The sequence below is a fragment of the Kosakonia oryzendophytica genome, from assembly GCF_027886705.1.
GTDB classification, from domain to species: Bacteria; Pseudomonadota; Gammaproteobacteria; order Enterobacterales; family Enterobacteriaceae; genus Kosakonia; species Kosakonia oryzendophytica.
The window spans coordinates 2,509,050-2,524,590 of record NZ_CP115659.1 but is presented as its reverse complement, the minus strand read 5'-3'; the positions used below and the strand labels follow the sequence as shown (position 1 = coordinate 2,524,590).

The 15,541-nt window shown below is 54.8% G+C and carries 12 protein-coding genes; 6 read left to right on the top strand and 6 right to left on the bottom strand.

Features of this window, described 5'->3' with window-relative positions; genetic code table 11:
• Positions 1–48: 48 nt before the first annotated feature.
• Positions 49–1,050: a S1/P1 nuclease gene (locus tag O9K67_RS12275; protein WP_061495965.1), complete on the top strand. Its 1,002-nt coding sequence runs from the start codon at positions 49–51 to the stop codon at positions 1,048–1,050.
• An 83-nt stretch (positions 1,051–1,133) separates the two neighbouring features.
• On the opposite strand, the gene O9K67_RS12270 is transcribed toward O9K67_RS12275, so the two are convergent.
• From O9K67_RS12270 to O9K67_RS12255, 4 genes are all read right to left on the bottom strand, one after another.
• Positions 1,134–3,068 (bottom strand): methyl-accepting chemotaxis protein, encoded by a 1,935-nt coding sequence (locus tag O9K67_RS12270; RefSeq protein WP_061495967.1) that lies wholly within the window; start codon positions 3,066–3,068, stop codon positions 1,134–1,136.
• 193 nt (positions 3,069–3,261) lie between these two features.
• Positions 3,262–3,918 carry a GntR family transcriptional regulator gene (locus O9K67_RS12265; RefSeq protein WP_061495969.1) on the bottom strand — a complete coding sequence of 219 codons (657 nt, stop codon included), beginning with the start codon at positions 3,916–3,918 and terminating at the stop codon, positions 3,262–3,264.
• A 254-nt stretch (positions 3,919–4,172) separates the two neighbouring features.
• Positions 4,173–5,210, bottom strand: coding sequence for an NADP-dependent oxidoreductase (locus O9K67_RS12260; RefSeq protein ID WP_061495971.1), 1,038 nt, complete (start codon positions 5,208–5,210; stop codon positions 4,173–4,175).
• A gap of 67 nt (positions 5,211–5,277) precedes the next feature.
• A complete protein-coding gene (locus O9K67_RS12255) occupies positions 5,278–5,853 on the bottom strand; it encodes a helix-turn-helix domain-containing protein (RefSeq protein ID WP_061495973.1) in 576 nt (191 codons plus the stop codon).
• Between the two features lie 37 nt (positions 5,854–5,890).
• Between O9K67_RS12255 and O9K67_RS12250 the strand changes: the two genes are divergently transcribed.
• Positions 5,891–6,409: a GNAT family N-acetyltransferase gene (locus O9K67_RS12250; protein ID WP_061495975.1), complete on the top strand. Its 519-nt coding sequence runs from the start codon at positions 5,891–5,893 to the stop codon at positions 6,407–6,409.
• Positions 6,406–6,855, top strand: coding sequence for a DMT family transporter (locus tag O9K67_RS12245; RefSeq protein ID WP_061495977.1), 450 nt, complete (start codon positions 6,406–6,408; stop codon positions 6,853–6,855). Before O9K67_RS12250 ends, O9K67_RS12245 begins: the two co-directional genes overlap by 4 nt.
• Here the strand turns inward: O9K67_RS12245 and O9K67_RS12240 are convergent, their stop codons facing one another.
• Both O9K67_RS12240 and O9K67_RS12235 read right to left on the bottom strand, forming a co-directional pair.
• A complete protein-coding gene (locus O9K67_RS12240) occupies positions 6,856–7,089 on the bottom strand; it encodes a YdcY family protein (protein ID WP_061495979.1) in 234 nt (77 codons plus the stop codon).
• 10 nt (positions 7,090–7,099) lie between these two features.
• The gene (locus O9K67_RS12235) at positions 7,100–8,698 is read right to left on the bottom strand and encodes an ABC transporter substrate-binding protein (protein ID WP_061495981.1); all 1,599 of its coding nucleotides are present in this window, start codon (positions 8,696–8,698) and stop codon (positions 7,100–7,102) included.
• 278 nt (positions 8,699–8,976) lie between these two features.
• Between O9K67_RS12235 and O9K67_RS12230 the strand changes: the two genes are divergently transcribed.
• Genes O9K67_RS12230 through O9K67_RS12220 form a run of 3 tightly spaced genes read left to right on the top strand, consistent with a single transcriptional unit; the run spans position 8,977 to position 15,510 of the window.
• Positions 8,977–10,356, top strand: coding sequence for an SrfA family protein (locus O9K67_RS12230; protein WP_061495983.1), 1,380 nt, complete (start codon positions 8,977–8,979; stop codon positions 10,354–10,356).
• 4 nt (positions 10,357–10,360) lie between these two features.
• The gene (locus tag O9K67_RS12225) at positions 10,361–13,339 is read left to right on the top strand and encodes a virulence factor SrfB (RefSeq protein ID WP_061495985.1); all 2,979 of its coding nucleotides are present in this window, start codon (positions 10,361–10,363) and stop codon (positions 13,337–13,339) included.
• Positions 13,336–15,510 (top strand): virulence factor SrfC family protein, encoded by a 2,175-nt coding sequence (locus tag O9K67_RS12220; RefSeq protein ID WP_061495987.1) that lies wholly within the window; start codon positions 13,336–13,338, stop codon positions 15,508–15,510. Before O9K67_RS12225 ends, O9K67_RS12220 begins: the two co-directional genes overlap by 4 nt.
• Positions 15,511–15,541: the final 31 nt, after the last annotated feature.

Genomic DNA, 15,541 nt, shown 5'->3' with positions numbered 1-15,541 from the left:
CGCAGCAAAGCGTTACATCAGCAAGCCAACTGAGAAAAAGGGGTTGTTATGAAAGTATCAAAATGTCTCTGTGTTGCGTTGTTTTTTTATACAAGTACATCTCTGGCGTGGAATTATCAGGGACATCAAATTATTGGTGAAATCGCTGATACGTTAATTGCGGGTTCGAATGCTGAGCGGCACGTCCGCGAAATACTGGGCGAAGGTATGACGTTAAAAACCGTATCCGTGTGGGCTGATTGCGTGAAATCGGTGAAGCGCAACGACAACAACGGTCGCTTTTACTACCAGGAAGATGGCAAATATGCCGAGTGCGCTATTTTTAAAGATCGCACTCCACTGGTGGACTATGTGAAGCGCAATTGGGATCAATGTACCCCCGGGAAAACGGTTAAAAACTGCCATGGATATTACCATTTCACCGATGTTGCTATCCAACGGGACGCCTATCAGCAGGGAGAATATGGCACCTCAAATCATGATGTTGTGCAGGCTATCAACGCCGCAGTCCGCGTGTTACAAGGGGGCACAGCCCCTGCACCGTTTGACATTGCAGATAAAAAAGAGGCGCTGCAACTGCTGGTACATTTCGTAGGCGATGAAACACAGCCGCTCCACGTGGCGGCCATTTATCTTAATGATCAGGGACACCCCATAGACCCCGACCTGAGTGACTCTGCGCAAGGCACAGATACTCGCGGAGGCAACGATCTGATCGCTGGCAATACAACGCTTCACGCGCTGTGGGATATGCCGCCGAAACGCTACACGGAAAAAGAGGGATGGAAAGCGTTGCTGCCCGGCGCAACGGCTATTCCCGCGCCGACAGGCGATCTCTCCACCTGGCCGGCGCAATGGGCCAGCGATACGCTCGTTAATGGCCGTGCCGCTTTCCAGAATGTGGTGTTTGGTAAGAAAACGGGGGGGAACTGGTCGGTAGAGTATCAACCCGATTACACCGCGCAGCGGGAAGCTCTTCAGGCAACGCAGCTTGAGAAAGGCGGCGCCCATCTGGCCTGGCTTCTGAAAGCCCTTTGGCCAGATAACTGATGCGCGGTCATTTTGCCGGTAAGCAAAAATGAAAAGCCCGGTAGCATGGCGCATCCGGGCTTTTTGATTGGCTCACTGCGTGTTTAGAAGGTTGTCCAGCCCTCTTCGCTGACGGCCGTTTCACGGGGTTCCGCTTTTGCTTTCAGGTTCGGCTTGATCGTCGGTTTCCCTGCGGAAGCCGGTTTCGCGCCACCCTGTTCAAGACGAAACGTGGCGACCAGCTCTTCCAGCAGACGCGCCTGCTCTTCCAGCGAACCTGCCGCAGAGGAGGATTCGCTTACCAGTGACGCGTTCTGTTGTGTGGTGCTGTCCAGCTCGCCGACTGCGCGGGCAATCTGTTCGATACCCCGGCTTTGTTCTTCGGAGGCGGAAGAGATTTCCCCCATAATGTCATTCACCCGGGTGACGGACTGCACCACCTGATCCATGGTTTCCCCTGCTTTCGCCACCAGTTCGCTACCGATGTTAATACGGGAGACGGATTCACTAATCAGCTGTTCGATATCTTTCGCCGCCTGCGAACTGCGCTGAGAAAGGCTGCGAACTTCGCTGGCCACTACCGCAAATCCACGGCCCTGCTCACCTGCACGGGCGGCTTCCACGGCGGCGTTCAGTGCCAGGATGTTAGTCTGGAAAGCGATGCTGTTGATCACCGCAGTAATATCGGCAATTTTGTTCGAACTGCTGTGAATATCGCCCATGGTATCCACCACTTCGCGCATCACGCTACCACCTTCGCTGGCGGTTTTCGACGCCTGCGCCGCCAGACTGCGGGCATTGCGGGCGTTATCGGCGTTGTTTTTCACCGTGGCGGTCAACTGTTCCATACTGGCAGCGGTTTCCACCACGGCGGCGGCCTGCTGCTCAGTACGGGAAGAGAGATCGGTGTTGCCTTCGGCGATTTCCGTCGCCGCGCGTGATACCTGACTTACGCTGTTGCGTACTTCATGGATCATGTCGCGCAGGGTGTCGTTCATACGCCCCATGGCACCGGTCAATTGCCCCAGCTCATCTTTGCTCTGCGCCTGAATATTCGAACTGAGGTCGCCGCTGGCAATACGCTCCGCCAGCGCCAGGTTACGGTCAATCGGACGGGTGATTTGACGGATAACCCACCAGGAGACAATCACGCCAATCAGAATCGCAATCACACCGATGATTGCCGCAATAGAACTGGACGTGTACGCCAGCTCATCGTTATGGGCTTTGACCAGTGCAATGATCTGTTTGAGTGAGGCGCTGCTGTTGTCGCCGCCGACCTTAACTTTATCCTCCGCCGCTTTCAGTGCCTGCCAGGCGGTAAAGTAGTTCACGCTCAGATCGCGGTATTTCACCGTATCATCCCACAGGGATTGCAGCGGTGACTTCAGCTCCGCCGGCAATTGACTCGCCAGCGCCTGTACGCTTTTCTGCGTCTGGCTAAAACGTGTATCCAATGCGTCGCGGGACGCCTGGCTCGGGCTATAACGCACTACCAGCGCCGCATCACGCACGGCGCTGATGGCGAACAATTGTTCGTAAACCTGCGTCATCAGGTTGGCATCGGCGAGCGGTGTATGGATAAGCGCGGTGTATCGTGCGGAGAGATCGCTTGCGGCCAGTTTGTCCAGCGCATCGCGTATAGCGCGAATGTCACTGGTGGCTTTTTGCATCTCGCCGATGCTGCTCTGGAACGTATTAAGGTGGCCCGCCACATCGTTGATGATCTGCTTTTCAGACGCAGACCAGGAGAGTGCGTCCGCGCTGGCGGTTAACTCGGAAGCGTGACGTACATAGTTGGACATCACCTCTCCGGATTTATCATCACCATAAAAGTATTTCAGGCGGTTTATCTTCGCCTGAAATACTTCAATGTTGATGTTATACATCAGGTTTGTTTTTTCGTAGACGTCGCGTATTTCTTTAAAGCGCAACATACTGAGGATGGTGGCGATGGCAACCAGAAATAGCACCAGACCAAACCCCACTGACAGCTTTCTGCTGATTTTTATATTACTCAACCGCTGGCTAAATGACATTCAGGACTCCTTGCTAAACACCAAATGTTAGCGCCTAACTGCGCCAACATTTGTTATCGGCACACTGTGCAAGGATTTCAGCCTTAAGCGAGTCTTATCAGTGAAAAACGTGATACAGATGCTCCCCTTACGCAAATTTTAGCCGGGGAGCATGTATATTTGACTTTAAACCATAGGTTTTATCAATTATCACTCAGCGATGGAACTGCTTGTTGATAATGGTTGCGCCCTCATCAATGGCTCGCCATAGCGCTCTTTCACTGGCAAAACCATCCCCTTCTTCGAGTGCAGCGAGCAGGTCACTGTAATCATGCCCGCGTGATAACTCAGCCGAAGACGGATAAAGATAATTAAAACAGGGGCCGATACGGACCCATAATTGTTCGATAAGCGCAGTTAATGTTGGCATCCCCGCTTGTTGGTAAACGCTAAAGCGAAATGCGCGATTGGCCTGTAGCGTTTGTTCGGTGTTGCCACTTTTTAACGCTTCATGGAAGGAGCCCGCCAGCATCCGCAGTTCCCTGATTTTATCTTTGGTCATATTCTGGCTGGCGGAGCGCGCAGCCATACCTTCCAGGTTTTTTCGAATCAAATTGATTTCGTTATAACGTTCAAGGCTGACCTCCGGAACAAGAAACGCCTGGGCGGGAGTGGCATGCAATGCACCGGCGGAGACCAACCGCAACAGTGCTTCGCGCACCGGTGTAATACTGGTGCCAAGTTGATCTGCTATTTCTTTCGTAATGAGACGTGCGCCAGGTTTGAGGGCGCCAATAATAAGCGCACCTTTCAGACTGGCTTCAACTTGCATAGTGAGGCTGGTCCGCTGCGCTTTTTCCAAATCAAGCATGTTTGCATCCTGTTTAAATTCTTATCTATTATCAGCCTGGTAGCGTGTCCGTGATCTTTTTGCAAAGAATATATTATATAAACACATGCCTGGTATTGGATTGTCGCTTAAAAGTAGAACAAATGTTATTTATTATGCACAACCACCAGGAACTGCCTTCACAAGGTCATCAGTTCCTTATGCTTGTATAATTAAAGACGTTTTTTTAGATTTTGCACAATTTATGATGGCGGTTTTTTACCGCCATCGTTTGCTTAGCTTTCTGCGCCTATTTTGACTACCGCTTTGCCAAAGTTTTTTCCTTCGAGCAGGCCGAAAAAGGCGTCCGGCGCGTTCTCCAGCCCTTCTGTCACATGTTCGCGATAGTGGATTTTTCCTTCACTCACCCACTGCCCCATTTCTTGCTGAAATTCGTTTAGGCGGTGACCATAATCCTGGTTAATAATAAACCCTTGCAACCGGATTCTTTTTTTCAGCAGCGTGGCCATTAATAGCGGAATACGATCGGGTCCGGCGGGAAGCTCGGTTGCGTTATAACCACTCACCAGCCCACAAAGCGGAATTCTCGCCGCAGTATTTAATAACGGCAGTACGGCATCGAATACTTTTCCACCGACATTTTCAAAATAAATATCGATACCTTGTGGACAGGCCGTTTTCAGTTGTTGGGCAAAATCTGGCGCATGGTGATCGAGGCAGTGATCAAAACCCAATACATCCACAGCGTGGCGACATTTTTCACTGCCCCCGGCCACTCCCACTACATGGCAACCTTTCAGTTTGCCGATTTGCCCAACGGTCGAGCCGACCGGCCCGGTAGCGGCAGCAACGACCAGTGTTTCTCCGGCTTTCGGTTGACCAATATCCAGCAGTCCCATATAGGCGGTAAAACCCGGCATACCAAGCACACCCAATGCCCACGAAGGGTGCTGCGGGTTTGCGCCCAGATTCACCAGTCCTTCACCACCCGAAATGTCATAGTCCTGCCAGCCGCTGTAGCCTAATACCCAGTCCCCTTCAGCAAAGTCCGGGTGCAGCGACGACACCACCCGGCTAACCGTACCGCCGCACATCACTTCATTTATTTGTACCGGCGGCGTGTAGGAAGGCGCATCGCTCATACGCCCGCGCATATAAGGATCTAAGGACAAGTAAACCGTACGCAGCAACACCTGGCCTTCTCCAGGGGTGGCAATGCTGTCTTCTTCCAGACGGAAATTGTCCGCGTTCGGCGCGCCGTGCGGGCGTGAAGCCAGCACCCAACGGCGGTTACGGTGAGATTGTTGATTCATTCTGCACTCCTCTGCTTGTCAGACTAACTATTGATACTAGTCGCTGACTGCGCGGTGTGCGTTTCCATTACGAGCTGGAATGGTTAAGTCGCACAACCAGATAATGGCACGGCGCATCACTTTCGTTGATAAACCGGCAATCATTGGGGGGACCCAGTTCCAGACAATCCCCGGCTTTCATTTCGTGGCGCGTGTCCCCTTCCTGAAAAACCAGCTCGCCTTCCTGCAACCAGATTAACTGGCGCGCCAGCGCATACGAGGAGGCTGGCATCGGGATGTTGCTGCCCGCAGGCAGTTCAATGTGCACGAGATCGATAGGCAGATCGCTTCTGGGGGAGACGTGGCGTCGCAGATAGTGGCTTTGCGGATCGCGCCAGACCGGTTGATCGGCATAGCGCAGCAGTTTTCCTTCCTGCATTTCCGCACGTGCAATCAGCGTTGACATACTGATGCCAAACGCGCCGGAAAGCCGCGCCAGCAGTGCCGCGGTTGGGCTGCTTTCTGCACGTTCTATTTTGTGGATCATCGCCCGTGACACCCCGGCGCGCTCCGCCAGTTCACTGAGCGACCAGCCGCGGGATTCGCGTTCGACACGAATTCGTGCACTGATCCGTTGATTTATAGTGTCTGAGATAGTATTCATATCGTAATACTATAGTGTACAAAATAGAGGTTCAACCATGAGTATTCGTTATGCTGGCAGAGAGGACTGCGCGGCAATCGCCGCGATTTATAACCATGCTGTGGTGAACACGGCGGCGATCTGGAATGACCAAACCGTCGATGTGGAAAATCGTATCGCCTGGTTTGAAGCGCGTGCTCTGCTCGGCTACCCGGTGCTGGTCAGCGAAGAGAACGGTGTGATTACCGGTTATGCATCCTTTGGCGACTGGCGCGCTTTCGACGGGTTTCGCCACACCGTTGAACACTCGGTCTATGTTCATCCGGATCATCAGGGCAAAGGCCTGGGACTGGCATTAATGGAACGGTTAATCGAAGACGCCAAACGCTTGGGTAAACATGTGATGGTGGCGGGCATTGAGGCACAAAACCACGGTTCCATTCATCTGCACAGCAAACTGGGTTTTGTCACGACCGGGCAAATGCCACAGGTTGGCACCAAGTTTGGTCGCTGGCTGGATCTGACGTTTATGCAGTTACAACTGGATAACCGCACCGACCCGGACGCGCTCCCATGAATCAGTCGCTAACGCTCACCTTTCTGATTGCCGCCGGTATTGGCCTGGTGGTGCAAAATACCTTGATGGTGCGCATCACGCAGTCAGCATCGACGATCCTTATCGCGATGTTGCTGAACTCGCTGGTGGGCATTGTACTGTTTGTCAGTATCCTGCTGGTTAAATATGGCCTTTCTGGCTTTCAGGAACTCTATGCCAGCGTGAAATGGTGGACGTTAATTCCAGGTCTGCTGGGATCATTTTTTGTTTTCGCCAGCATCAGCGGCTATCAGTATGTCGGCGCGGCCACCACCATTGCGGTGTTAGTGGCAAGCCAGCTGATTGGCGGGTTGGTACTGGATGTTGTCAGAAGTCACGGGATCCCGATGCGGGCGCTTATCGGCCCGGTGTGCGGTGCCGTACTGCTGGTGATTGGCGCCTGGCTGGTGGCCAGACGCCAGTTCTGATCACAGGATCGAGCCACCTTTGGTCAGCTGTTCCCGTCGCGCATCCAAATCTTCTTTATGCTGGCGACCATGATGAGCAATGGCTTGTCGCAGGCGCTGTTGCTGAGCATAACGTTCTTCACGACTCAGCGCGGCGTCATCGCTCAATTCAATCAACAGTTCGTTCATGCCGGCAATAACACTCTGTTCAATGGCCGCATCGACGCGGGCAACAACTTCGTCCAGGTGTGACATACCCTCTCCTTTAATTCAGTTTTGCTTTCGAAAAATCACTGCCCATCAGGCTCACGCTGTAACCGGTCACGTTACTGCGAGTGGCATAGAACGTTTTACCATTCGCCAGCGCGATCCATGGCGCTTGCTGGTAGAAAATCTCCTGTGCCTGGCTGTACAGTTTGGCGCGCGACGCCGGATCGGCCACCACCTTCGCTTTCTGTACGAGATCATCATATCCTTTATCGCACCAGCGGGCGGCGTTGGAACCGGTTTTTATGCTGTTGCAACCAAGCAATACATCAGCAAAATTATCCGGATCGCCATTGTCCGACATCCAGCCAAACAGCGCCGTGTCGTGTTCGCCTTTACGCATCCCCGAAAGGTATTCGCCCCACTCGTAAGAGACAATTTTCGCTTTCACGCCCACTTTCGCCCAGTCCGCCTGAATCATCTCTGCAATACGGCGCGAGTTCGGGTTGTACGGGCGCTGCACCGGCATTGACCACAGCGTGGCCTCAAAGCCTTTATCCAGACCGGCCTGTTTGAGCAGCGCTTTGGCTTTTTCAGGATCGTAGGGGTAGTCCTTCAGGTCTTTATTAAAACCGAGCATATTGGGCGGCAAAGGCGATTTCGCCACGCTACCGGACCCCAGGAAGACGGCGTTAACAATCGCGTGTTTATCGGTCGCATAATTCAGCGCCTGGCGCACCAGCACATTATCGAACGGTTTTTTCTCCGTATTGAACGCCAGATACCCGACGTTCAGCGCATCGACCGTGTGCAGGGTCAGGTCTTTATTATTTTTGATTTGATCAAACTGCACCGGCGAAGGTGCGGGAATAATCTGGCACTCGTTGGTTTGCAGCTTCGCCAGTCGCGTCTGGACATCTGGTGTGATGGCAAAGATCAGGTGTTTTGTCGGTACCGGGCCATCCCAATAATTCGGGTTGGCAATATAACGAATCTGCGCGTCGGCTTTATATTGTTGCAGTGCATACGGGCCAGTGCCAATAGGCCAGGTGTCGACGTATTCCGGCGTGCCTTTTTTCAGCATCGCATCGGCGTACTCCGCAGAAAGAATGGAGGCAAAATCCATTCCCCAATCTGCCAGAAACGCGGCATTTGGCTCATTGAGCACAAACTGTACGTGGTAGTCGTCGATTTTTTTCACTTCTTTGATCAGCTTATCAAGGCCGACATCGGTGAAGTATTCGTAATTACCTTGCGAAACATTATGATAAGGATGTTGCGCATCTTTTTGACGCAGGACGGAGAAAATCACGTCATCGGCATTAAAATCACGCGTGGGTTTGAAGTATTTGTTGCTGTTGAATTTCACGCCCTGACGCAACGTAAACGTCCAGGTTTTGCCATCGTCGGAGACTTTCCACCCGGTAGCCAGCGACGGAATCGGCGTATTTTTTACCGGATCGAAGTTAACCAGACGGTTGTAAAGCACCTGCGAGCTGGCGACAAACGTCGGGCCGGAGCTGGCAATCTGCGGGTTAAAGGACTCTGGCGACGCTTCAGAGCAGTAGATGAGGGTATCATTTGCCGCTGCCCATGCAGCGCTTGCTGGTAACAGTGTGCTCAATGCGAGAGCGAGCAGCGTTTTCCCTGTGGACATATCAGGAACCTTCTTTTTTATATGGAGCCGTAATCACAGCATAGCTCCGGCAAACTGGCAAATAACGATTCACGCTCAGGTTATTCTAAAGCAGTTGATTTCGCTGAAATATCCACCATGATTAACATTAAAATTTATGTTAAGTGTTTTTCGTGCCGTCAAGTCGATTCGACGGTATCAATGCGTCGAGAATTCAATGGTTTTGAGCTTTCTTCTGCCGTTTACTTGCTATCGCATTGCGTAGAGTAGACGCGTGAAGAAGTCTATGGGATGAAAACGTGGCAAAAACTCTCTTGCGCAGCGGTGATCTGGATGATTTCCAGGCCGTTGGCGGCGGCGGTCAGGCCGTATTTGATTCGGCATTGCAAATTCGTGAAGCACTCCGTCTGCGTAAGCAGCAGGCGTTGGTAGACTGCCTGGCGATTCCCCAGGTCAATGATGAAGGCGATCGTGTTGACTGGTATTCGCCCGTTGAGGGGCGTTCGGTCTCGTGGAAGGCCGCCGATGAAGAGGCGCGTTTTAAGGCATTGCGCTACCTCGAAAGCACGCTGGATAGCGCCGCGGCATTGAGCCGCAAATGCATGCAATCGCCAAAAACGGCGCAGCAGTTATTTGGCTCCCTGCTGGAAAAGGCGTTGCAGTTTCCCGGCGAAAACCATGTTTTCCTGGTCGATGGTAAACCCGTCATCACCTTCTGGGGGTTCGTCAATCTGAACGAAAGCGCCCGTGAGGATGTCCTCGAATGTTTGCGCCAACAGGAAGAGGAAGAACCGGTCATTATTCTGCCACCGGAACCTGAAGAGGAAGAGCCTGCGGTTGCCGTAACATTCAGCCAGGCTGATGAACCGCTGTTGACGCCTGCGCCGGAAATCAAACCTCAGCCCGCACCCGTGCCGCCTGTGCAAAATGTTGCGCCGACTGTGGCCCCGGAGCCCGTTCCACCTCCCGCACCTGCTCCTGCGCCGACGCCGATGCCGGTGGCGAAGAAACGCCGTCGTTATGGTCTGTGGGCATTGCCGGTTGCGGCGGCCGTCGCCATTGCCGTGGCAGCACCGTTCGTCCTCAATCAACAAACGACGCAAACCCCTACACCCGCGCCCGCCATGCCGCAGCCAGCTCCGGTGGCGATTGCACCAAAACCGATACAGGCAGCACCGATGCTGGCAGCAAGTTTGCCGCTGCATCAGGCTGAAGTACGTGCTGAAGTGCGTGCAGAAGAGAAAGCGCCTGAGCCCCGTGAAGTGAAAGAGCCGGTGGTGATCAACGCCATTCCCAAAGATGCGCTGGTGATGGACGCCCTGCAGGTGAAAATTGGCTCTACGCGCTTCCTTAACGGCAACTGGCGCGTGGCGCTGGACGTTAAAGATCCGGAAACCGGCAAAGCCCCTGCTGTGCGCTTCCAGATCCAGAACAATAAAGGCACGGCACGCATTGTTCACGGTAAGAATATTACCTGCCGCGCGGATCTCTACTCCGGTCTGCATGGCACTGGTGAACTAATGATTAAGAGCCGTGGCAACGCACGTTGCAGTGACGGATCCCGCTACCCGATGCCGGAAATTTCCTGTAAAGCAAGCACCAATGACGTCGCGGAATGTAACGCGCGTTTTGACGCCAAAACCACCGTTCCGGTGACGTTCAGAAAAACAGGTGACTGAGTTTATGCTGGTTAATCTTTGCGACTACAAACAGAGCGTGACGCTGATTGCCAACAGCGGCGTGCAATTTCTTGATTTCGGCCTGACGCCGCAAGATCCGCCAAACAGCGGTCGGTTCGTCCGTAAAACCGCCAACGGCCCGCTGCTGCGTCTGGATTTCGACCTGCTGAACGGGCGCTTTACCCTGCCCGGTCGCGACGGCGGCCAACCAGAAGTGGTGAAACCGGAAAGCACCCACGCGTTACAGTATTCGCTGGCGCTGCTTGACGGCGTCTGGCTACCGATTCCCTTTTTACGCTTCAACCCGCCGCGTACCTTTGTTGAAGGGCCGGATAACTGGGCGCGCGTGCAGATCCGCAAACTGAGCGAGCCGGACAGCGCAGGTAATACGCACCGCGTGGCGCTGGCGCTCGACAGCCAGATTAACGATCTCTCGCCGGGCAGCCTTGCGCCGCTGGAGAACGATATCCTTAATGGCACCCGCTTCTCTCTGGCCTGGCGCGATGACGAAGTGGCGGATTTTCTCGATCAAACCTGGGTCGACGGCTGGTTGCGCGAAGCTTTTCAGCAGGCCACGCAAAACGAAAACCGTAGCGAGCGGGATATTAACCAGGCGCTGCGCAGTTTTGAGTACCAGGCGCACTGGTTGAACCTGATGACGCTGCTGGGTACGCAGTTGCAGGTGCCAGAAGTGAAGATCGTCACCCATACCCTGAGCACCCCGGCGATCCCGGTGGATTTGATTCTGGATGTCGGTAACACCCATACCTGCGGCGTGATTATTGAAGATCATGGTGATGCTAACGATGGTCTGCGTCAGACTGCCGAACTGCAGGTGCGTTCCCTGAGTGAACCGCAGTTCCTCAATGAGCCACTGTTTACCAGCCGTCTTGAGTTCTCAGAAGCCCGCTTCGGCAAGCAACATTTTTCCGTAGAGAGCGGGCGTGAAGATGCGTTTATCTGGCCCTCTATCGTGCGTGTCGGTGATGAAGCCCGCAAACTGGCGATGCAACGTCTGGGCACCGAAGGCAACAGCGGGATCTCCAGCCCTCGCCGCTATTTGTGGGACGAAACCCCGGTCTTGCAGGACTGGCGCTTTAGCCAGATGAACAGCAAAACCCAGCGTGAACCGTTGGCGACTGCATTCCCGCTGATGAACCTGATGAACGACGAAGGCCAGCCGCTGTACAGCCTGCCGCTGGATGAGCGTCTGCCGGTCTTTTCACCGCAGTACAGCCGCAGCACGCTGATGACCCATATGCTGTGCGAATTGCTGGCGCAAGCGCTCGGGCAGATCAACAGCGTTGCCACACGCTTGCGTCTTGGTTTCCCGGCCTCGCCGCGCCAGTTGCGCACCATCATTCTGACCCTGCCCTCCGCAATGCCAAAACAGGAGCGGGAAATTTTCCGCCGCCGTATGTTTGAAGCTATCGCGCTGGTATGGAAAGCCATGGGCTGGCATCCGCAGGATGAAGATTTCGCCAACCGTAAACAGCAGGAAAAAAGCGTTGTTCCGGTGCCGCATATTCAAATGGAGTGGGACGAAGCGAGCTGTGGGCAACTGGTGTGGTTGTATAACGAAGCCATTTCCCGTTTTGCCGGGCAAACCGAAACATTCTTCGCCGCGACCGCTCGCCCGGATCGCACCGACGCACCGGACGCTGCGCCGGGCCGTTCGCTGCGTGTTGCCTCCGTGGACATTGGTGGCGGCACCACGGATATGGCGATCACCCATTATCAGTTGGATGACGGAACCGGCAGCAATGTGAAAATTACACCGAAACTGTTGTTCCGCGAAGGTTTCAAAGTGGCCGGGGACGACATTCTGCTGGACGTTATTCAGCGCTGCGTTCTGCCTGCATTGCAAACCCACATGCAAAAAGCCGGGATCACCGATGCCGCTGCGATTATGGCGGCCCTGTTTGGCGATTCCGGCCGTATTGATACTCAGGCGGTATTGCGCCAGCAAACCACGCTGCAACTCTTTATGCCTATCGGCCATGCCATTCTTGCCGCCTGGGAAGAGAGCGACATCAACGATCCGCTGGCCGGGTTGCACGCCACGTTTGGCGAGTTGCTTACCCAACAGCCAACGCGCAATGTGATGAACTACCTGAAGCAGGCCATTGATCATGCGCTGCCTGCGGGTTCTGCTGAATTTGATGTACTGGATGTTCCGTTACAGGTGAATTTCCAGGAGTTACAAAACGCCATGCTGGCCGGGCAGTTCACCCTTACCGCCCCGCTCCACGCAGTGTGCGAAGCCATCAGCCATTATTGCTGCGACGTGCTGCTCATTACCGGCCGCCCTGGCTGTCTGCCTGGCGTACAAGCGCTGATCCGCCACTTACAACCAGTGCCGGTCAACCGAATGGTGTGGCTGGATAAATATCGCGTGCATGAGTGGTATCCCTTCAGCCAGCAAGGCAAAATTGGCAACCCGAAATCCACCGCGGCCGTCGGCGCGATGCTCTGTAGCCTGGCGCTGGATTTGCGTCTGCCGCGCTTTAACTTTAAAGCAGCGGACATTGGCGCCTACTCTACCGTGCGCTATCTCGGGGTGCTGGATAACGTGGTCAACACCCTGCGCGACGAGAATATCTGGTATCACGACATTGATTTAGATAAGGCGGGCGCGAAGCTGGACGCGCGTTTACACTTCCCGCTGCGCGGAAATGTAACGTTGGGGTTCCGCCAACTGGCAAATGCCCGCTGGCCAGCCACCCCGCTCTATACGTTGAGTATCAACTCTCAGGAACTGGCGAAAGCCATTGCCGGAGACGGTGTGCTGAACGTGCGTCTGAAATTCAGCGGTGGTAACAAACAACATGGGCCGGAATCTTTCGCCCTCAGCGAAGCCTGGTTACAGGATGGCACACCGGTCGCCCCTGATGCGTTAACGTTTAAACTGAATACGCTGGCCGATCGCCGCCATAGCGGAAGCCATTACTGGATCGACAGCGGGAGTGTGTACCTGAAATGAGTGCGAGCGCAAAGACTACCCAAGCGTTGACGGCATGGATCAACGAAAACCGCCTGCTATCGCCGTTGCTGGACGACGATGCCGATGCGCTGCTGGCGCGCCTGACTACCGCCGCTGCTGAAGAGTCTGCCTTAAAAGAGGCGGAGGATGCTCCCTGCACCATCGGGTTGTATGGTCATTCGCAAGCGGCGAAAGCCCATTTGCTCAATGCGCTGTGTGGCACTGGCAACGGGCGGCTGAATGTGCGCCCTGGCGACAAAACGCTGGACTACTTTACCCATATTAATCCGGGGCACGGGCTGACCAGCATGGCGTTGCGTTTTAGTCCGCGCACAAGCGGGATGGATGAGAGTTTTCCGCTGCGTCTGCGCATTCTCAGCGAAGCTGAACTGGTGCAGGTTTTTATCGCCCATGCACGCCAGCAACCGGAACTGCGCGCCGTGGACAAATCCGTTATTGAAGATCGGGTAGCAAAATGGCGCACCCTGCGTCAGCCCAATGCGGTTCCCGGTATTTCGGCGCTGGAAATTGGCGCCATTGCCCGCTTCTGGCGTTCGGTGGTGCCATCATCACTGCAACACATGGACGATGCGTTATGGCATCAGTTCGCTTCTCTTCTGCCGTCGCTGGATCTCACCGCGCGCGCCAGCGCCTGGTCGCTGCTATGGGGTGAACAGCAAGAGCTGACGCAACAGTGGTTGTCGCTGGCCCATACGCTGCATCAAACCGGCAACGCCAGCGAACTGGCAGCCCCGCTTAGCGTACTGGTGGATAATTTTGCCCTGCCGACGGACGGTTTTCTCACCCCGGCGGAACACCGTTCTGAAGAGATTCAGGACGACGTGGTGGTGCATCCCTGGTCTAATGACCAGTTGCAAAATGCGGTGAGCGTGCCGCTGGCGACCCTTGCCCTGATTACCCGTGAACTGGTGCTGCCGGTTGAAAACAGCGTGCTGCCCTCGGTGGATATTCTGGATATCCCGGCCCCGGGTCCTCAGGAGGGGCAACTGCTGTGGCGCAGTAAATGCCGCTGGCTGCTGGACAATTATCGCCAGCGTCTGCAACCGGATGTGCTGATGATCTGTAATGCCACCGCAGAACGCGCAGCGACAGGCGTCACAGCCCGTGCCCTGCTGAACTGGGTTAAAGAGACGCAATCCGGTCAGGAAACGGCCTTACCGGGTCTGGTCTGGGCCATTACGCCACAGGACGCGCGTTTTACCCAGGCGCAAAACCTCGACGAAGCCGTTCAGCAATTAATTGGCAAACCGGGCCAGCACTGGGGCACATTGCAGGCGTTGGATGCCAGCAGCCTGCAACGCCTGTTGGAATGGCTGGCGCAGGCCACCGCACCGGGTCTGCGCCAGAACCGTTTGAAAGCGCTGACCGAGCGTCATCAACAAACGCTGCGGGATCTGCTGCAAAGCTGGGCCGCTGCGCCGGTCAGAGAAGTTACGGTACAGCGTGCGCGTGCGGAATCGGTTGTCCGTGAACTGCAAGGCCAGGCGTCCCGCCACGGTGAGTTGCTGGAAGGCTTACTGCCGGATATGCAGCAGTTCGATACGCTGTGGAAAGTACAGCAGCCCCGTGAAGAGAAAGTCAGCGGCCTGTTTAATGAGTCTATCGATCTGTTTGCCGAGTCCGCTGAAAACGCGGAGCAGCAACCGATGGCGAAAGACATTGGGCAGCAGGCGCATGCGCTGTGGGTAAATCATGTTCGCCAGTGGAGCCGTAACGACGACAATGCAGCACGCCTTGGCATTTCTCCCGCTGCACTGCGCCATATGGCGGAGACGGTGATTATCAGTAGCTATCGCCTTAACCTGCCGGAGCAACTGCAAAAAGTGATGCAGCGCGATACTGCCTGCGCCGCGCAGTTGTACGCTGCGATAGGGAACTTTGTCGCCTGGCTGGGTTATGCCGATGTGCCGGAAGACAAGCGCCCGGCCAGCCGCGTACAAAAAGGCAGCACCATTTTTGCCAGCGCCTCGGTAAGCATGAATGATGCTCGCTTAACCAAACTCAGTGAGCAGCCGGTTCATGCGGCGACCCGCTACGTTTACGACTGGCTGGTTGCTCTCTACCATCGCGCGACAGAAAACATTGGCTACAGCCACCCGCTGGATGTTTCTGCCGCCGCGCGTAAGAAACTCAAAACCTTACTGCCTTAAAAAAACCCCGGCCACGCAGGTGTGCCGGGGG

Excerpts from the sequence above, each read along its gene's own strand:
- O9K67_RS12260 (WP_061495971.1), bottom strand. The coding sequence starts at position 5,210 with ATGAATCAACAATCTCACCGTAACCGCCGTTGGGTGCTGGCTTCACGC.
- O9K67_RS12245 (WP_061495977.1), top strand. The coding sequence starts at position 6,406 with ATGAATCAGTCGCTAACGCTCACCTTTCTGATTGCCGCCGGTATTGGC.
- O9K67_RS12250 (WP_061495975.1), top strand. The coding sequence starts at position 5,891 with ATGAGTATTCGTTATGCTGGCAGAGAGGACTGCGCGGCAATCGCCGCG.
- O9K67_RS12265 (WP_061495969.1), bottom strand. The coding sequence starts at position 3,918 with ATGCTTGATTTGGAAAAAGCGCAGCGGACCAGCCTCACTATGCAAGTT.
- O9K67_RS12275 (WP_061495965.1), top strand. The coding sequence starts at position 49 with ATGAAAGTATCAAAATGTCTCTGTGTTGCGTTGTTTTTTTATACAAGT.
- O9K67_RS12225 (WP_061495985.1), top strand. The coding sequence starts at position 10,361 with ATGCTGGTTAATCTTTGCGACTACAAACAGAGCGTGACGCTGATTGCC.
- O9K67_RS12235 (WP_061495981.1), bottom strand. The coding sequence starts at position 8,698 with ATGTCCACAGGGAAAACGCTGCTCGCTCTCGCATTGAGCACACTGTTA.
- O9K67_RS12270 (WP_061495967.1), bottom strand. The coding sequence starts at position 3,068 with ATGTCATTTAGCCAGCGGTTGAGTAATATAAAAATCAGCAGAAAGCTG.
- O9K67_RS12220 (WP_061495987.1), top strand. The coding sequence starts at position 13,336 with ATGAGTGCGAGCGCAAAGACTACCCAAGCGTTGACGGCATGGATCAAC.
- O9K67_RS12240 (WP_061495979.1), bottom strand. The coding sequence starts at position 7,089 with ATGTCACACCTGGACGAAGTTGTTGCCCGCGTCGATGCGGCCATTGAA.
- O9K67_RS12255 (WP_061495973.1), bottom strand. The coding sequence starts at position 5,853 with ATGAATACTATCTCAGACACTATAAATCAACGGATCAGTGCACGAATT.